Genomic DNA, 17,784 nt, shown 5'->3' with positions numbered 1-17,784 from the left:
CAGGGCGGGATCATACTTTGTTAACAGTAGGGAACTTCTTCGTATCTGCATGATCTGATCGGGCATGTTATTCTACTGAACCTAATCCATGTCCTTATTTGAACACTTGAAACTCATCGAAGACCCTCGCTCTCACATCAACCTAGACCATGATTTAGTTGATATTATTTTTCTCGTTTTAGCGGCAATCACTTCAGGTTGTGATGGCTGGCAAGCTATCGAAGAATTCGGCAAAGAGAACCTATCTTGGCTACGTAAACATCGAGATTTTGACAAAGGGATCCCGACTCGGCATTCCATTGCTCGGATCATTAAAGTCATCGATACCGAAATACTGGTGTTGGCGCTCTTTAGTTGGGCAAATAGCTTAAGAGAGGCCTCATCCAAGCCATTAATCGCTATCGACGGCAAAACGTTGCGGGGTGCAGTTAATCAACATGGCGCTAAAAATGCGCTACACCTCGTTTCGGCCTTTGATACCGAACAAGGAATTGTGCTGTATCAGCAAGATACACAGACCAAAGGTAACGAAATCGCAACGGTTCAAGCGCTGTTGCACATGTTAGACATTAAAGACGCTGTTGTAACCTTTGATGCACTTCACTGCCAGCGGGAAACGCTTCAACAAATCATCAAAGCTAAAGGTGACTATGTTGTTCAGGTAAAAGGCAACCAACCTCTACTTAGGCAGGCCATAGAGATGCAGTTCCAACCTCACTGGGATAACGACGGCGTCGACATATTGAGTATCGAAGAGGATGACAAGGGGCATGGCCGTAAGGAGCGTCGCACGACATTTCAAATTCCAGCAAAGCTGCCGCAGGCGCTCGCGAAAAAGTGGCCATCAGCCAAGTCGCTAATTGCCGTTGAGCGTCAACGAACATATAAAGGTGTTACAAGCATTAATACGGATTATTACTTAAGTTCTTTACCTCTGGACGTCGAACTTGCAGCCAAAGCGGTGCGTCAGCATTGGCACATCGAGAACCAGCAACACTGGGTGCTTGACGTCACCTTTAGGGAAGACAGCTCAAGAATGGGTGACCGTGAAAACGCGAAGAAGATGGCGCTATTTCGGCGTATCGTGCTGAACCTTTTAGAGCAGCATCCGCTAAAAGCCAGTAAACCAACCAAGATAAGAAAGGCAGCATGGAATGGCGATTTTAGGAGCGAGATTTTCTTTGGTTAAAAGATTTAACAAAGCTTAATCCCGCCCTGGTCAAAGACCAGTTTGAATATTTAGCAACCACATTTATGTTCACACGTGAAGAAGTAGATAATGTAAATCAGAATTTAGAGAAAATAATCACACCTGTTTTTTTAGAAAATATGTATGCAAATTACGAGAATCGATATGCGATAGCTAATTTGGGAATGAAGCCTCTATTTGTTTCAGTGATTAAACAGCGCAAAAAACTCTCAATAGAAACCAAAAATGTTATTCAAGCAATAGATGAGCTAGCCGCTTAAATGCTTAAACATTAGACTAAATAATTGATAGGTGAGAGCTAGTAAACGTTTTTAACTTCTACTAGCTCGTCTAATACGTCCTATAAATAATAACTGATACGTATCAATCCTCTCATTCAAATTTATACGTTGGTGACGGCATATTGCTCACTAAAATTTTTCAATAATGCATGTGTTGTTGTGCCACAAGCAAGACAAACCTGCTCAAGCTCTAGTATTTTGAGTTGACGTTCCCCGCTCTCGTACTTGAATACGAAACTTTGGGGTTTGCCTAATTTAGGAGCAAGTTCACTTTGATTGAACCCAGCCATCTTACGCATGGCTTTCAGTTCATTACGCAAAGCTTCTTCGCGATCCGACCATATTTTTTTCATGCTCGGATATTAGAGTAAGTTGTAAAATATCCCATTTTGAGATGTTTTATTTTTACATTAAATGAAGGAGTAGGAATGTATGAAAGTCATCAGGATAGTTGACCACTCTCCATCGCTGGCTCAGTTCAGTATTCCAGATAGCCAAAGCGAATGAGATCGTTGATTAGTTATATGGCATGTTTATTGTTGCACACTTAAAATTAAACACATGCAAGCAGTGTCTTATGCTTGCCTTTTAGTGATAAAGTGCCGTTACTCAAGTAATGTAAGATCTTGGCATTGAGCCATCAAAATAAATCACAGATGTGTGAAAAACATTTGAATATGGCGACTAGTGCTAGTAATAGTTAAATTTTTTGACGATGCAGTAAAGTATAATAAATACAATGGCTTATGCTATTATTTTAGTTAAAAGTTGAGGAGCCGGATTCCCAGGGTAAGTTATTGGTCTAATTGAAGAAATTATCAAAAATCGGAAGTAATGCAAAAAGTAATGCGACACTGTGGTATGTCTTTATTCTCAATACTTTTCAATGTGTTACGTCTATAGTTCGACTCCCTCTCTCACCGCCAAATTAAAGCAAAGGGAATCAGTACCTTACTGGTTCCCTTTGTTGCTTTGGGACCATTTTGGGACCATTTCAGCGTTTTCCTGTCCGCTTATGTCCACATTAAAGCCCATCATTTCAGATATTCTGCTAGCCATGCGTTGTGAGTCTTTTGGGATCCATTTCCCATAGTGTTTCTTGATCATCGTAGTATCACTATGACCAAGCTGACGGGCTACCCACTCAAGCGGTACGTAGTTAGAAAGCAGCTGACTTGCAAAGGTGTGGCGACATTGATTTGGTCCACTATGGCGTAACTTGGCGCGCTTAAGAAGTCCAGTAAACCAGCGGCGAACGGAGTGATCATACTAAGGGTGTCTACTCTTACCATTGAGAAAAACCAAGCGAATGCTTTCTTGCTTGCGAGTTGAGCGGTTATGTCTAAATCAGATTCATTAAAGCCCGATAAATATCGGGCTTTGTGTGGCTTATCGCTGCGTGATGAGCAAAGCTTCTAGCAGATTATTTTTTAATCCATTTGCCGTTTGAATCTTGCACATAATTACCTTTATCTGTGGCTGCTATGGCTTTTTCGCCAGCGAGTTTAGCAACCTCGGTAGGCGAGAGTTTGTTCTTCTTGGCGATGGTTTCGTAGTGGGCACGGCGCTTGTTATTAACATCGTCCATCACTGCTTTTGCTTCGGGGTTGGCTTGAACTAACCCTAAATAGCCGTTGGGCTGCTCACCTAAATAACCTTGTGACTTAGCGTCTTGGAGTGACATGGCAAAGGCGCTGAGGCTTAAGAAGCTGAGGGTCAATAGCAATAGTAGTTTCGATTTCATAATATATTCCTCAATGCTTATTTAATTAGAACAGCTTATCGTCAGATAGTAGTTGGTCGAGCTCTTTATCGACTTTGATTCTTATCTCATGCTCAATTTTGACGTTAAGATTAATGACGATAGGTTTATCTGGCGGTTCTATTTTTACTGTGGGCGCGCAGCCTTGCAATGCGACAAGTGCGACCAATACGGCCAGAGTGCTTCTGGCACCTATATTAACTTGCTGTAATTGAATTATCTTCACTGAGGTTTCCTTGTTACTTCACCGATTTTTCGATTCTATCTTGCAAATCATTACCAATCTGGAGACTTTTGAATAATTGCAGCATGTTCTCTTCATGAGAGTAATTCAAGTGAATAGGGCGCTCAACTCCTTGGCTACGGCCTTTTACTTCGACGAGTAGCTTGGCATCCCATGCTTGATTCATATCAAAGCTACTTGATAATTGACTGTATTGTAAGTGCTCCATTGTTGAAAACACAAAATCAAGATAGGGCTGGGATTGGCGCATCTGTTCCACTGCGGGGTTCCCCGAGATAGCAATCAAGCCGCCGGGTGCTCGTGCGGCTAATTGCCCACCGGTAATGGATACCTTGCCGTCGACTAAATCTACCGGTAATACGCCATCAAATATACCGTCAGCATAAATACCTGTTTGCGGTTGAATGCGTAAAACCTCCTCCAGACTCATGCCCTGCAGTAGTAGGTAGGCATGGGATTTATCCTGTAATTTAAGACTAAACTCTGGTAGTAAAAACTGGCCGCTCAACACTTTGCCTTTGGCCGTCATAGATACATCGGTATCACTTAATCCTGTGAGCTGCTGTATCCAATTGTCGGGTAGTTTTGCGGCATCTTTGTTCAGTGCAATATCGGCTGCCACCTCGATATCGGTGAGCGGAAAACCGGGGTTGAATAGATTAAAGGTCATCAGCGTTTGTGGGCAGTTGAGTTTACTTAAACTGCTCACATTGCCTTTATCTTGAAGGTTTTTATGCGCTTCTTGTTTATGGGAAAGCCCCCAAGTGAATTCACATTGCGCCTGCAGTTTGCCACCTTCAAAAATAATGTCTTTATAAAAACCATTAAGCTCGGTCATTGATTGAGTAATTTGCATGGCAAATTGCGCCTGTTTGCGCAGTTGGGTTAAGGTAAACTGTGCCTGTAATTGGTTATTGCCAGTGACATTGAGATCTGATGGCACTGGCTGGGTTTGATTAAGCAGCGCAAGGGCTTCAGTCATGCTGGTGTCAACGACCCATTGACCAGTTAATGCTAACGGCTTAGTGGCGGTGGCGAAGCTCAGTTTATGTTGGCTTTGCAGTTTGACGGTGCCCACTTGCCATTGCTCATTACCTAAAAGGGTATTGTTTTTCCACTCTAAGGTTTGTGTCAGTGCCGATTTATCCAGCTTGAGCACCGTTTCTTTGCGGCTTCGGCCTTTACTGCTAAGCAGTTTATCAATATTGAGCTGACTGATTTGCCATTCAAGTTTATTGCTCCACGGCAACGCTAATAAGGCATTGATTGGCGTTTCGGTATGAGATAAGTCAAAGGATATGTCCTGTTGCGATGTGATAGAAAACGCAGCTGCACTGATATCACTGCGGCTAGTGACGGCATCGGCCGAGTCTATCGTTGCTGCCGACTGCGTTGTTTGCGAAAAAGATAGTTGCTCAAGGGTTAATGCTAATGGCGGTAAGGCTATGTTTAATCGGCTTATATTCGGGTTAGTTGGGCCTGTGTTTGACCGTGTATTTAACGTTACATTGGAAAGTGAGTTTGGCCCTTTATTTTGCTGTACATACAGGGTTTGCGAACTCAGTTGTAATTGGGCTAGGGCATCGAGGCTGATATTGCCAAGGCTTAATTCGGTACTTTTGGTTGCCTGTTGTTCGGTAGGACTATAAAACTTGAGTCCTTCTAACGCGAATTGAACTGTGGGTTGCTGACTTGCAATAGTAGATTTGACTGGGTTAAATGGTGTAGTTGTAAATTGCCAATCGGTAGTATTGAGTGAGCGTGTAAAACTAAACTGCCCGCTACTGCTTAATCTACCGCTATTCCAGCCTAAATCCTGCGACGCATTTAGCCAGAGGTCTGTTAACTTTAGCGGAAATTGTTGTTCTGCATTAACGCGCCAATCTGTTGTGAATTGTAATGCCGTAGCAGAATGTTCGATTTCCAGATTATCGAGGTCGAGCTGAGTGGTAATTTTACTGCCTAAGGTTTTTAGCTGCACATGGGGCAACTGGATACGGGTGGATTGCGTTAACGGAGAAGGCTGTGCCTGCTGGGGGCGGGTCAGCGGATAATGCAGAGGCTCAGTTAATGTCAGCGCTATTCCCATTGACGCTTCGGTAGTTTTTAGCCCTGAGAGTAACGTTAATACTCGCTGCGATGTCGGCGTTGATGTTTGAGATACTGGCTTAGAAAGCGGCTCGTCGAGTAGCTGTATTAATTGCTGCTGTTGTTCACTGTTTGGACTCAGTGCCAAACTAAAGGGTTCAAGAGTTAACCCTAGCTCTGTGAAATGTCCCGCAATACCAAATTCAACCGTAGGCTTAAAGTCGAGTCCAGATGTAGGCGTTAGCTGCAGCGCGGCTAACTGATTCAACGTAACCTTTGGGTTATCTAACTTATGTTGGCTTGCCAGTTCGCCCGAAATTAACCCAAGGCGGCTATGGGAAACGAGCTGTCCTTGTAAATCGATGGCTAACGCTTGCCACTGTTGATCAAGTTCACTTAGCTGAGACAGCACACTGTCTTTATGCTGTCTCAGGCTTATCTGATGCAAACTAGTTAATAGGGGAGCCAATGCGATGCGGCTCTCTAGTTGCCATTCTTGGGCGGTAAGCTGTGCGTTAAGTTGCGCGATACTTTCGCCGGCATGGCTAAATTCACTGTTGATTTTACCGGTACCATTTAGACTCAGTTTGTCCATAACGAGGTGATAGGCCGGTAAGTCATGTTGCGCTTTCAGGATAAAGTCAGTTTTACCAATATCGATTAAGGGTAATGATTTAATATCTAGGGCAAATGCGGGGCCTTGTTCATCAATGGCACTGTGATTGCGTAAAAACAACGATTCCCCTAACTCGACCTCAATGTCACCTGTGGTGATTTTTGTGATTTTTTGAGTGAGATAAGATAGTTGGCTGTACTTTTTAAGCTCGGCAAAACTCTGCGGCCAGTCGAGTGTTAGCGCGACATTCAGATTGTTAAGCGTGATATTGCTGTCACGCACCCTAAGGTTGGCAGACGTAATGCGCCACTGTTCTAACTGACTATTGCCCAAGTGAATATCAATCAGCTCGCTGTCCATACCACTAAGTGCATAGTTAGCTGCCTGCATGATCAGCTTTTCAGTTTGAGTATTGATAATCCAAATAATGCACGCTGCGCCAAACAACATACCGCTTAAACTGGTGAGCAATAGGGCTTTTTTGAAAGGAAATATACCACGACCTTGGCTCGACTTTTTTTCTGTGACTATTCCATCCGCATCTGCGGGTATCACACTCACCTCATTTTGTTTCGCCCGATGGTGGGCAGCGCTTTGAGAGCTTTGCTTGTGGGATTTGGGCTTGTTGGGGATTGGCATGAGCTTTGACTTTATCCTTATCAACAGAGCACGTTATTAATATTGCACTAAGGCTCGTTTTCTATGTATTTAAGTACATGTATTAAGCACATATTGTTAAGCCGATGCACGCACTAAGATAGGCAGTTTAACACTCAAAGCGTTAGCTGACTAATGTGAAATCAGCATTCGATAGACAAAAGCCTGTCGTTAATAGTTGAGGATTTACAGGCTCTTGTAGCTAATATTTTATTTGGGCTAGCTAATTTGTCGGTTAGCTAAAAATCTGGGCAGCGATAACGGCAATACCACAAAGTGTGGCGAAGATTAAGGCAAGCTTGCCACCCGCAACGCGGTAACCTGTCGGCATATTGGCCATATCTCGCCTTTGGCGTTGTGTCCACACCATAGCGACAGGTAAGAAAATGGCGAGGATCACCAGCGCAATTGCCGCATAACCAAGGGCTGTAATAAAGCCTTGTGGATAGAAGAGGGCAAAACCTAAGGGCGGTAAAAAGGTGATCGTCACAGTCAAGCTGCGGCCAGAAAAATTATCCTTTCGCCTTAAGGTGGATGCCATAAAATCGAACAAACCTAAACTTACCCCTAAAAACGAGGTTGCCAAGGCTAAGTCGGCAAATAGGCTAATCGCACTGCTGAGATATTTACTGTGTAGCACGCTTGCCAGTTGGTTGATAAAACTCGATAAACTCTGGTTTTCAAGCAATTGACTTTGGCTCAATACGCCTTGGCTACCTAGTTGCCATAAAAGATAAATCACCAGCGGTAAGGCCGAGCCTAACAGCATGATTCTACGCAGGGCTTTGACTTCCACGCCCAAGTAACGCACGACAGAAGGGATAGAGCCATGAAAGCCAAATGAGGTGAAAATCACCGGAATAGCCGAGATAATCAAACCTTGGTTGAGGGGCAATTCGAGCAAGTGCGGGCTTTCGACCTGCGGTAGCAATAAAGTGAGCATCAGTAATAATGCTAATAATTTAAGGGCAAAAAGACCGCGGTTGATAAGGTCCACACAATGGGTGCCCATACCCACAATCGTCCCAATCAGCAGGGTAAACAGTATGGCGCCCGATTGTGGTGGCAAACTTAACCCTAGCCAAGTACTCAGCTTTTGGTTTACTTGCTCGCCGCCGCCTGCAATGTAGGCGGCGCAAAGGGCGTACAGCAAAAACATCAAAGCAGTATTGGCGATCAACTGACCCTTACGACCCAGTAGATGTTGTGCTAAGTGATTAAGGCTGGCGTCACTGGGCGCGAATTGATGGATCTCTACCATTAACAGCGCGGTGTAGGCCATTAGCGCCCACAGGATCAACATGATGGCTGAAGAGGTACCAAACCCCAGTCCCGCCGATGCGATAGGTAAAGCCAGCATACCCGCGCCAATTGTGGTGCCTGCGATAAGCAGTAAACTGCCGAGTATTTTATTCTGTGTCATAACGAGATCTCAAAAAATAGCTGTAAAAAAGGAGATAAAGAGGTGATCCAAAAATAGCTGGCTTACACAGTCTGACGCGATTTAACGTTTAATGACTTAACGTTTAATGACTTAACGTTTAATGACTTAACGTTTAATTATTTAGCATTTAATCAGTAAATCATGTCACTATTTCATTTTGAAATAACAGTGGCGCTCAGCGGATCCGAACGGATATGGCCACAATGGAAGGTCAGGCGAGGAAGTCTATCTATGCCATTGCGGCTACAGATAGAGATAATAGAATAGTGAGAAACACATAAAACTTGCCTTAGCCTGTGTTGAGTAAAATGGTTGGGTACACATGAATAACCACAGTGCGAGTATTTTTGGTGCCGATAATATAAACATTCGGCGCTAGTCGCTGGGTTAATTGAGTCTTGAATATGAGAGCCTAGAGTAGCAGAGTGCTGTTTTAACAGGTGCATTATCTTAACACCGCAATATCTTGACGTCGGTTACGATAGGGACTCTAGCTGTACTTGTCAACCATTACGACAGTATTTTGATGGTTTTTTATCATCACGTTATCGTCGGGAACCCTTTCATTTTGTTGCGATAACGCAGGTGAAGTGTTGGCAAAAAGTAAAATGCCGCAGACTTGAGTGAAATCTGCGGCATGAGTTATCAGTCAAACGAGTAAACCTGATACTGATGAGTTAACCTGTCCATTGGTTGCGATATTAATTTAGCTCAATCTTACTGAGCATCCTAGCTCAATATCAATTAGCTTTAGCATCAGTTACTTATGCTGTAACGCTTTTTCATGTCTTGCCAGTAAGTTGGCCGTGATATCACTAAGGCTTAAGTTTTGATCTTCGAGTAATACCAGCAAGTGATAGATAAGATCAGAGGCTTCATTCACCAACTCTTCTTTATCATGGGTTGCGGCAGCAAGGGCAGTTTCAAGGCCTTCTTCGCCGACTTTTTGGGCAATACGCTTAGTGCCACTTTTAAATAAAGAAGCCGTGTAGCTAGAATCGGCGCTTTGCCCTTTGCGTGAGGTAATTAAGCTCGCCAGATTATTCAAAAAGGGGTGCACATTGTCATCTAACCAGCAACTTTCGGTGCCTTTGTGGCAAGTTGGGCCGTTGGGGATCACTTGCACCAAAAGGCTGTCGTTATCGCAATCTTTATCAATAGCGACCAACTTTAACGTGTTGCCTGAGGTTTCACCTTTGGTCCATAAGCGCTGTTTTGAGCGGCTGAAAAAGGTCACATCACCTGTCTCTAAGGTTTTTGCCAGTGCCGCTTTATCCATGTAACCGAGCATTAATACCTTGCCTGATAGGTGGTTTTGGATAACGGCAGGAATAAGTCCATCCTGCTTGTCCCAATCCAGCTCGCTAAAATCTGACTGAGTGTTTGTTTGCGTTGACATAGTGTTTACTCTTAATTTGTTTATGCTTTTTTAGTGATGTATTTGGCTTGTGCTAACTGTAGCGAGAAGTGGCATCAGCCAGCGCTTAACGCCTGATAGCAATACCTTGGGCTACTAAGTAGGCCTTTAACTCACCGATATTGATAATCGCCTTGTGGAATACGCTCGCAGCCAGCGCCGCATCGACCTTGGCCTCAATAAACACATCACGAAAATGCGCCATAGTGCCAGCGCCGCCAGAGGCAATTAAAGGCACATCACAGATAGCACGAACAAGACTTAACTGCTTGATATCATAGCCGCCGCGCACGCCGTCTTGGTTCATCACATTGAGCACGATTTCACCACAACCTCGTTGTTGCACTTCTTCAACCCAGTCTTGGGTAAACCACTGCGTATCTTTAGTCGCTGCTTCATCACCGGTAAATTGCTTTACCTTATAGCTGTTGCTGGTGGCATCGAAAAAGGAGTCGATACCAATCACAATACACTGGCGGCCGAACTCATCTTGCAGGCGTGAGATCAAACTCGGATCGGTTAAGGCAGGTGAGTTGATTGAAATCTTATCCGCCCCAAAGGCCAATAATTCACGGGCTTGGCTAATGGTTTTAATGCCACCTGCTACGCAGAAGGGAATATCAATCTGCTCAGCCACGCGGCTCACCCAAGATTTATCGACTACGCGATCATGGGCGCTGGCGGTAATGTCATAAAACACCAGTTCATCGGCGCCTTCTTCGGCATATCGCGCAGCTAAAGGCACGATATCGCCAACAATTTCGTGGTTACGAAACTGCACGCCTTTTACAACTTTACCGTCTTTTACATCTAAACAAGGGACTAGTCGTTTGGCCAGCATTGGATTGCCTCCGCCACATTAAACTGATTGATAAGCAAGGCTTTGCCAATGATGATGCCCGCGGCGCCGCTATCACGCACGGCGGCAACATCATCAAGAGTGGCAATACCACCAGAGGCTTGCCAAGCGATATCGGGATAGCTAGCGGCAATTTCTTGATAAAGCGGGGTATTTGCGCCCGTTAGCGTGCCATCACGGCTAATATCAGTCACCAACGCATGCTTTAAGCCGACAGCGCTAAAGGTATCTACGAGGGATTCTAAACTTTTACCGCCACCACTTTGCCAGCCGGATACCGCGACAATTTTCTCGCCGCTTTGGTTGATATTGACATCGAGTGCCAGGCAAATTGCTTCGCTACCGTATTTAATAAACCATTCTTTAACTAATTCAGGCTCTTTTACTGCGAGAGAGCCAATCACCACGCGTTTTACACCGATAGCTAATAATTCAGTGACTTGTTGCTGCGTGCGAATACCGCCGCCCACTTGAATGTTGGCGTTAAGTCCCGTAACGAGTTCACTGATAAGGCGAATTTGACGTTTAGCAGGATCTTTCGCGCCAGTTAAATCAACGATATGAAGCCATTTAGCACCTTGGGCCTCGTAGGATTGCAGCTGTGCCAAAGGGCTTAAATCAAAGGTGGTCTGCTGGGCGTAATCACCCTGATAGAGGCGCACGACATTGCCATCAATTAAATCAATCGCAGGGATGATCATAAGTGTACCTCTCTGACAAGTTTTGGTATGAAAGCGCTATTAGTGCTGACTTTTTTGTTAAGTATTTTATTCATCAGTTACTCTTTTTTATGTCAGTAGAGTCGCTCACAGCATCCTTTTTCGATGCGTTTAGCAGCACTTCGTCCATCTGTAAAAAGTTACGCAGAATTTGCGCGCCCACGGCGGCACTTTTTTCTGGGTGAAACTGTACGCCCATAAAATTGCCTTTGCCGATGGCGGCGCTAAAGCCTTCACCATAGGTACACTCGGCTAAGGTAAATTCGCTCAACGGCGCGCGGTAACTGTGAACAAAATACACATAACTACCATCTTCAATACCCGCAAAAAGCGGGTGAACGTTAGGGCTGTTGGAGACGTTAAGCTGGTTCCAGCCCATGTGCGGCAAAGGTAAGCTTTCAGCTTTAAGTAACTGCGTATCCAGCTCGCAAATATCGGTAGGGATTATGCCTAAGCACTGACAATCTTGACCTTTTCCGCCACGTTCCTTAGAAATCGCCGCCAGCATTTGCATACCAAGGCACACGCCCAGTACGGGTTGAGTTAAGCCTTGAATCAATTCCACTAAGCCTTTTTCATGCAAGGACGCCATAGCAGCGCCCGCGGTGCCAACGCCCGGCAATACCACACGTTTTGCCGCTTTTATTTTAGTTTTGTCGTCGGTGACCAACACCTTCGCGCCTAAACGTTCAAAGGCGAAACGTACTGAGTTTAAATTGGCGCAGCCCGTATCTATGATAACGGTTTCAGCGACGTCGCTTATCACTGCATCGGCACTGTTATTTGTAAGATCAGTATCTTGTAGCTCATTAGCGCTTAGTTGAGCTAGTTTAGATTGTTGCGAGTCTTGTTGCATCCTAACCTCTTAAACGATTTATGCTGACGCAGCCTTAAAGCACGCCTTTACTCGATGGCAGAATATCACCCTCGACTTTCACTGCTTGGCGCAGCGCGCGGCCGAGCACTTTAAATAGAGCTTCAACCTTGTGGTGATCGTTATCGCCCTGCGTCGACACATGCAGCGTACAGCGCAGGCCATCGGCAAAGGAGCGGAAGAAGTGCGGCACCATCTCTGTGGCCATTCCACCGACATGCTCGCGCTCAAAATCGGCTGAGAACTTGATAAAAGGACGACCAGAGATATCCAGTAAACATTCGCCCTTGGCTTCGTCCATCGGCAGACTAAAACCGAATCGGGCAATACCGCGTTTATCACCGAGTGCTTGGCGCAGGGCATCACCTATGGCCAGCGCAGTATCTTCGACGCTGTGGTGATCGTCGATTTCTAAGTCGCCATCAACTTTCACATCCATTCTAAAATTACCGTGGGTAGCAATTTGATCGAGCATGTGGTCGAAAAAGCCAATGCCAGTGTCGATTTTACCTTTAACTGTACTGTCCAGATCTACAGTTACGCGAATGTCTGTTTCTTTCGTGGTGCGTACTACCGTTCCGATGCGGCCTTTATTAAGTAGCGCATCGGCGATGGCATTCCAGCCCAAAGTATCGCGTTGGTATTTCACACTTTTGATACCCATGGCATTACCCAGTTCGACATCGGTTTCACGATCGCCAATCACTGCCGATTGGGTGAAATCGATACAACCTTGGGTTAAATACTCTTTGACCAACCCAAGTTTTGGCTTGCGGCAGCTGCAATTTTCATCATTAAAGTGTGGGCAAATCACCACATCTTCAAAATTAACCCCTTGGCTTTTGAGGATTTGCATCATCATATTATGCGGCGCATCGAAATCTTCCTGTGGGAAAGACGATGTGCCAAGGCCATCTTGATTACTGACCATAACTAAGCGAAACCCCGCTTTTTGTAGACGCAGCAGGGCGGGTATCACCTGTGGTTCAAACACTAATTTAGCCAGACTATCGACTTGTTTATCGGTGATAGGTTCTTCAATTAAGGTGCCATCACGATCGATAAATAAGATTTTTTGTGCAACGTTTGGGGTAAATATGGGGTTCATTTTGCTACCTTTAAATTTGATTCAATTTGTTTAAATAATATGTTATTAGTTATTTTTATTTATAATCATAAAGTTGTGATTCAAATAAATTCACTAGAAAATCGGTATCTGCCTTTGAGCTAAAGCTAAAGCGAATAGCCTTGGCAAGCCTTGGGTCTTTGTAGGCACGGGCGACAACGCCGCTGCCCTGTAGTAAAGCCGCGACTTTGGCGACATCATCAAATTCAGCCAGCACATAATTACCATTAGGTTTAAGTACGCGGGCGCGGGAATCGACGCCGCCGAGCTTGTCACCACAGAATTGGTCACAATAGGTGCTGATAGCCGCTGTGAGCTTGGCGCCTTGCTGGTTTAATTCGGCAACTTGTTCTTTCATCCGTGTAACGCCAGTGCTTGATAGCGCCTGCGTGGCAACCTCACTCACGGGCAGCGGCACTGGATAGGGCGCAATCACGCGCATAATGATTTCGACTACGGCCTCGTTTGCCAGCATAAAACCACAGCGTGCGCCGGCGAGTGCAAAGGCTTTTGATAGGGTGCGTAGTACCACTAGATTGGGATAACTTGCTAGCAAATCCGCCACGCTGTATTCAGGGCAAAACTCAATGTAGGCTTCGTCAATCACTACCAGCGCGTCTGGCAGAGCTTTGATTGCTTGCTCAATAATGGCTTTTTCAATCACAGTGCCGGTCGGATTATTGGGATTGCAGATAAACACCAGTTTTGCGCCGCGCACTTCATCGACATAATTTGCCGGTAAGCCATACTCAACACTGAGATTTAGTGCTTTAACACCTACGTTGAAGGTGTTGGCGCTGATGGCATACATGCCATAGGTTGGGCCAAAGCAGGCAATACTATCAACGCCAGGGATGCAAAAAGCGCGAATTAATAGCTCAATGGCTTCATCGGCGCCGCGACTCGCGACAATTTTTTGCGCGCTTACGCCACTGTATTCGCTGTAGGCCTTGATAAGCTCGGGTGGCTGGCATTCTGGATAACGATTTAGTTTGGACAAATCAAGTGTTGCCGTATCAACATTATTAAACGGCGATTCGTTGGCGTTGATCCAAATATCACCTTGACCGCCTAATCTACGGGCACTTTGGTAGGGCGTTAAGTCCAGTAACTCAGGGCGTGCTAGGCGCTCGGCTAAGGTTAGCTGCGATGCTAATACTGTGGGTTCTGCTGTCTTATCCATGCTGCTTACTTGGCTCATTTTCTTCACTCAGCTCTATTTTTATACACTTAAGGGCTAATCACTTAAGAGTTGTTCACTTAAGGTTTAAGCGGATCATTTCTCTAGGCTAGCTAGGCGAATGGCAACGGCATTTTTGTGCGCATCGAGCAATTCGTTACTGGCTAACGTCATGACCGCTTGTCCAAGCCCGATTAAGCCCTTGGCACTGAGCTCTTGCACAGTAAAGCGGCGGCTGAAATCGGCTAAGGACAGGCTAGATACTGCACGGCTATAACCGTAGGTCGGCAACACATGGTTGGTTCCACTGGCATAATCGCCGACAGATTCCGGCGTATAAGCACCTAAAAAGACTGAACCAGCAGCGCGAATGTTTTTAAGCACCTCGCGTGGAAAGCGCGTTTGAATGATCAAGTGCTCAGGCCCATATTGATTAGATACCTGCGCGGCTTGCAGCATATTATCGACGATAAAAGTGCGACTGCTGAGCAGGGCGCTAGCGGCGATATCACTACGCGGCAGGGCGGCCAGCTGCCTTGTCAGCGCGTCATTTACGCCAGCGGCGATAGCTTGCGAGTCTGTCACTAAAATCACTTGTGAATCAGGGCCGTGTTCCGCTTGCGAGAGTAAATCGGCGGCAATAAACTCACAATTTGCGTCACTATCGGCAATCACTAACACTTCAGAAGGCCCCGCGGGCATGTCAATAGACACAGTGCAGCGACCATCTTGAGATACCAGACATTTAGCCTCAGTTACATAACGATTGCCAGGGCCAAAAATTTTATCGACTGCAGGAATGGTTTCTGTGCCAAAGGCCAGGGCTGCAATCGCCTGCGCGCCGCCGACTTGATAGATTTCTGTAATGCCACAGGCATTAGCGGCATAAATAATGGCATCGTTGATGGGTGGTGGGCTGACTAACACCCTTTGCTCGCAACCGGCAATTTTGGCGGGCAGGGCGAGCATCATCACGGTAGAGATTAACGGCGCACTGCCACCTGGAATGTATAAGCCCACTTTTTCTATCGGTTCGCTACGTAGCTCGCAGCGTACTCCTGCCTCGGTTTCCATATCAATCGGGCTAAATTGCTGGGCGCTGTGAAACACATCGATATTCGCCATTGCATTGGCGATGGCAGCTTTTAGCTCCGGTGACACCCGTGCACTTGCTGTGGCAATCTCGCTTTCGCCCATGCGCAGTTCGCCCACTTTTGCGCTATTAAAGCCATCAAACTTCTGATTAAATTCTGTAATGGCGGCATCACCGCGGCTTGCTACTGCATCGAGAATGGCGCGAACGCTTTGCTCTAAGCCACTATCACCAATTAAGGGTGAACGTTTGAGGGCATCTTTCTGTTCGGCGATTGATAAGGTTGACCAAGTTAGGATATCCATACATTACCCCATCATTTTTTCGATTGGCATCACTAGAATCGAACTGGCACCGAGTGCAGTTAGCTGTTCCATCGTGTCCCAGAATAAATCTTCGGTACTGACGGCGTGAATAGCCACGCGGTTAGTATCGTCGTTTAATGGTAATACGGTAGGGTTTTCGGCGCCGGGCAGTAGGGCGACGATTTGAGCTAAGGTTTCGGTTGGCGCGTGCAATAAAATGTATTTACTTTCACGGGCACGAATAACGCCATTCACGCGGGATAAAATTTTATCGATTAATGCTTGTTTGGCTGGCGTTTGGGTTTGAGTTGATTGAATGATGCAGGCCATAGAGCGGTAAATAACTTCGGTTTCGTATAAACCATTGGCTTCTAAGGTGGCGCCACTAGAGACTAAATCACAAATACCATCGGCAAGACCAGCACGCGGCGCGACTTCAACCGAGCCTTTTAATAAACAGTCGCGATAAGTTATGCTTTTTTCTTGCATAAAACGGCGCAGCAAGTTGGGGTATGACGTAGCGATACGCAATCCCTCTAACGATGACGGGTCTTTGTAGCTGAACTCTTTTGGCACGGCGAGTGACAGGCGACATGAACCAAAATCTAACTGACGCAGTTTGAGACAATCTGCCGGTTTATTCAGTGTTTGACGCTCGATTTGTTCTTCTTCGAGTACGTTCTCACCAATAATCCCCATGTCGACTACACCGTCCATCACCAATCCTGGGATATCGTCATCACGAACGCGCAGTAAATCGATAGGCATATTGTCAGAGTGAGCGATAAGTCGTTGTTCATTAATGGTAAATTTAACACCGCAGCTTTTTAGTAGTTGTTGCGATTCGGTTGAAAGACGACCAGATTTCTGGATGGCAATACGTAAACGGGTTGATTCAGTCATAGTGTTATCTCGCTCAAAAGTATCAAAATTAAAAGATTCAAAAGTGTGCTGTTTAATCGGTTTAATACGCCTTGCCATTCAATGGCTCTCGCTAATAAATCTAGCCAAGTGTTCTAGCTAACGTATTGATAATTTATTAAATATCTAAAATTACCTATTTAAAATTAAATCAAAATTAAAACCAAAATTAACGCCTAAATGCAAAAAACCCCCGGAATTCCTTCCAGGGGTTTATGATCATCTTGAATCAGTCCGCCAGAAGGATATAGTCCTCCGGCAGTGAGCGTCCGAAGGCTACCGCATATGGTGGTGATGGTGGATAGCGTTCAGTAATCGGCTCATATCATTGTCTCTGTATTGGCTAGATGTTTAATTCTGTATTTACGGACGTCTATCCGTTTAAGTGGATTTAAATTAACCGCTTTCATCAGTCTTTGCAACAGCCAATTTGAATTAAATGAGAATATTTATGCGTTTCTGTGAAAAGGCAGATGATTATCGCTGGGTAAAGAAGTCGAGCATGCTTGTTGGGGGGATGTTGCAAGTGGATAGAAACTTGAGTTGTGAGTTATTAGGTCTTTATTGATATCCAACTCACACAGGCTTGCCATGGTATTCGCTCATCGACACGGTGAATCGAAACCTAGGGTTGAAGTGGTCAACTAAATTTGGCCACGGCTTTAGAATCTTCCCAAAATCTTCGCTCTGATTCATTTGGGCTTAATCCTGCATTGTAATGATGTGGCCTGACTTGGCTGTAATAACCAATAATATAATCAGTCACATCTTGTTTAGCTTCCACAAAACCCTTATAGCCTTGCGTTGGCACCCATTCCGTTTTTAAACTTCTGAAAAATCGCTCCATTGGCGCATTATCCCAGCAGTTACCTCGGCGGCTCATGCTCTGAGTTATTTGATATTTCCACAGCCGTTGACGGTATTTAAGGCTAGTGTAATGACTGCCTTGGTCTGAGTGAAATATCAGGTTTTTAGGCTTACTCCGTGA

At 45.3% G+C, this 17,784-nt stretch carries 16 protein-coding genes and 1 pseudogene; 2 read left to right on the top strand and 15 right to left on the bottom strand.

Annotated elements, in window-relative coordinates; translation table 11 throughout:
• Positions 1-88: 88 nt before the first annotated feature.
• Both BW947_RS17970 and BW947_RS17965 read left to right on the top strand, forming a co-directional pair.
• Positions 89-1,189, top strand: a complete 1,101-nt coding sequence (locus BW947_RS17970; protein WP_076499763.1) for an ISAs1 family transposase — start codon at positions 89-91, stop codon at positions 1,187-1,189.
• A gap of 65 nt (positions 1,190-1,254) precedes the next feature.
• A complete protein-coding gene (locus BW947_RS17965) occupies positions 1,255-1,470 on the top strand; it encodes a hypothetical protein (protein WP_076502213.1) in 216 nt (71 codons plus the stop codon).
• 122 nt (positions 1,471-1,592) lie between these two features.
• Here the strand turns inward: BW947_RS17965 and BW947_RS17960 are convergent, their stop codons facing one another.
• The 15 genes and pseudogenes from BW947_RS17960 to BW947_RS17890 all read right to left on the bottom strand — a co-directional run.
• Positions 1,593-1,844, bottom strand: coding sequence for a helix-turn-helix domain-containing protein (locus BW947_RS17960; protein ID WP_076502211.1), 252 nt, complete (start codon positions 1,842-1,844; stop codon positions 1,593-1,595).
• Positions 1,845-2,442: 598 nt separating this feature from the next.
• Positions 2,443-2,739 (bottom strand): annotated as a pseudogene (locus BW947_RS17955) (tyrosine-type recombinase/integrase); the annotation flags it as partial.
• Positions 2,740-2,914: 175 nt separating this feature from the next.
• Positions 2,915-3,235 carry a YdbL family probable chaperone protein gene (locus BW947_RS17950; protein ID WP_076502209.1) on the bottom strand — a complete coding sequence of 107 codons (321 nt, stop codon included), beginning with the start codon at positions 3,233-3,235 and terminating at the stop codon, positions 2,915-2,917.
• A gap of 25 nt (positions 3,236-3,260) precedes the next feature.
• Complete coding sequence (locus tag BW947_RS17945) at positions 3,261-3,479, bottom strand: YnbE family lipoprotein (RefSeq protein ID WP_076502207.1); 219 nt, start codon at positions 3,477-3,479, stop codon at positions 3,261-3,263.
• A 13-nt stretch (positions 3,480-3,492) separates the two neighbouring features.
• On the bottom strand, positions 3,493-6,840 hold the full coding sequence (locus BW947_RS17940; RefSeq protein WP_076502205.1) for an intermembrane phospholipid transport YdbH family protein: 3,348 nt from the start codon (positions 6,838-6,840) through the stop codon (positions 3,493-3,495).
• Positions 6,841-7,093: 253 nt separating this feature from the next.
• On the bottom strand, positions 7,094-8,281 hold the full coding sequence (locus tag BW947_RS17935; protein WP_076502203.1) for an aromatic amino acid transport family protein: 1,188 nt from the start codon (positions 8,279-8,281) through the stop codon (positions 7,094-7,096).
• 781 nt (positions 8,282-9,062) lie between these two features.
• Positions 9,063-9,701, bottom strand: coding sequence for a bifunctional phosphoribosyl-AMP cyclohydrolase/phosphoribosyl-ATP diphosphatase HisIE (gene hisIE / locus BW947_RS17930; protein WP_076502201.1), 639 nt, complete (start codon positions 9,699-9,701; stop codon positions 9,063-9,065).
• Between the two features lie 85 nt (positions 9,702-9,786).
• Entirely contained in the window at positions 9,787-10,560 is a 774-nt protein-coding gene (gene hisF, locus BW947_RS17925; RefSeq protein WP_076502199.1) for an imidazole glycerol phosphate synthase subunit HisF, read from the bottom strand.
• Positions 10,542-11,279: a 1-(5-phosphoribosyl)-5-[(5-phosphoribosylamino)methylideneamino]imidazole-4-carboxamide isomerase gene (hisA, locus tag BW947_RS17920; RefSeq protein ID WP_076502197.1), complete on the bottom strand. Its 738-nt coding sequence runs from the start codon at positions 11,277-11,279 to the stop codon at positions 10,542-10,544. The genes hisF and hisA overlap by 19 nt, the downstream gene beginning before the upstream one ends.
• A gap of 73 nt (positions 11,280-11,352) precedes the next feature.
• A complete protein-coding gene (hisH, locus tag BW947_RS17915) occupies positions 11,353-12,153 on the bottom strand; it encodes an imidazole glycerol phosphate synthase subunit HisH (protein WP_076502195.1) in 801 nt (266 codons plus the stop codon).
• Positions 12,154-12,187: 34 nt separating this feature from the next.
• On the bottom strand, positions 12,188-13,279 hold the full coding sequence (gene hisB, locus BW947_RS17910; protein WP_076502193.1) for a bifunctional histidinol-phosphatase/imidazoleglycerol-phosphate dehydratase HisB: 1,092 nt from the start codon (positions 13,277-13,279) through the stop codon (positions 12,188-12,190).
• A gap of 55 nt (positions 13,280-13,334) precedes the next feature.
• Positions 13,335-14,498, bottom strand: a complete 1,164-nt coding sequence (gene hisC, locus BW947_RS17905; protein ID WP_076502191.1) for a histidinol-phosphate transaminase — start codon at positions 14,496-14,498, stop codon at positions 13,335-13,337.
• A gap of 75 nt (positions 14,499-14,573) precedes the next feature.
• Entirely contained in the window at positions 14,574-15,875 is a 1,302-nt protein-coding gene (gene hisD, locus BW947_RS17900) for a histidinol dehydrogenase (RefSeq protein ID WP_076502189.1), read from the bottom strand.
• Positions 15,876-15,878: 3 nt separating this feature from the next.
• Complete coding sequence (gene hisG, locus BW947_RS17895; RefSeq protein WP_076502215.1) at positions 15,879-16,778, bottom strand: ATP phosphoribosyltransferase; 900 nt, start codon at positions 16,776-16,778, stop codon at positions 15,879-15,881.
• Between the two features lie 658 nt (positions 16,779-17,436).
• On the bottom strand, positions 17,437-17,784 hold a 348-nt coding region (locus BW947_RS17890), incomplete at its 5' end, for an integrase core domain-containing protein (protein ID WP_143562274.1).

The sequence above is a fragment of the Shewanella morhuae genome (assembly GCF_900156405.1).
In the GTDB taxonomy this organism is placed as follows: Bacteria; Pseudomonadota; Gammaproteobacteria; order Enterobacterales; family Shewanellaceae; genus Shewanella; species Shewanella morhuae.
This window is presented reverse-complemented; position numbering and strand designations above follow the sequence as displayed.

Bases quoted from the DNA above. Each gene is read 5' to 3' on its own strand.
- BW947_RS17970 (WP_076499763.1), top strand. From the start codon at position 89: ATGTCCTTATTTGAACACTTGAAACTCATCGAAGACCCTCGCTCTCAC.
- BW947_RS17965 (WP_076502213.1), top strand. From the start codon at position 1,255: ATGTTCACACGTGAAGAAGTAGATAATGTAAATCAGAATTTAGAGAAA.
- BW947_RS17960 (WP_076502211.1), bottom strand. From the start codon at position 1,844: ATGAAAAAAATATGGTCGGATCGCGAAGAAGCTTTGCGTAATGAACTG.
- BW947_RS17950 (WP_076502209.1), bottom strand. From the start codon at position 3,235: ATGAAATCGAAACTACTATTGCTATTGACCCTCAGCTTCTTAAGCCTC.
- BW947_RS17940 (WP_076502205.1), bottom strand. From the start codon at position 6,840: ATGCCAATCCCCAACAAGCCCAAATCCCACAAGCAAAGCTCTCAAAGC.
- BW947_RS17935 (WP_076502203.1), bottom strand. From the start codon at position 8,281: ATGACACAGAATAAAATACTCGGCAGTTTACTGCTTATCGCAGGCACC.
- hisIE (WP_076502201.1), bottom strand. From the start codon at position 9,701: ATGTCAACGCAAACAAACACTCAGTCAGATTTTAGCGAGCTGGATTGG.
- hisF (WP_076502199.1), bottom strand. From the start codon at position 10,560: ATGCTGGCCAAACGACTAGTCCCTTGTTTAGATGTAAAAGACGGTAAA.
- hisA (WP_076502197.1), bottom strand. From the start codon at position 11,279: ATGATCATCCCTGCGATTGATTTAATTGATGGCAATGTCGTGCGCCTC.
- hisH (WP_076502195.1), bottom strand. From the start codon at position 12,153: ATGCAACAAGACTCGCAACAATCTAAACTAGCTCAACTAAGCGCTAAT.
- hisB (WP_076502193.1), bottom strand. From the start codon at position 13,279: ATGAACCCCATATTTACCCCAAACGTTGCACAAAAAATCTTATTTATC.
- hisC (WP_076502191.1), bottom strand. From the start codon at position 14,498: ATGAGCCAAGTAAGCAGCATGGATAAGACAGCAGAACCCACAGTATTA.
- hisD (WP_076502189.1), bottom strand. From the start codon at position 15,875: ATGGATATCCTAACTTGGTCAACCTTATCAATCGCCGAACAGAAAGAT.
- hisG (WP_076502215.1), bottom strand. From the start codon at position 16,778: ATGACTGAATCAACCCGTTTACGTATTGCCATCCAGAAATCTGGTCGT.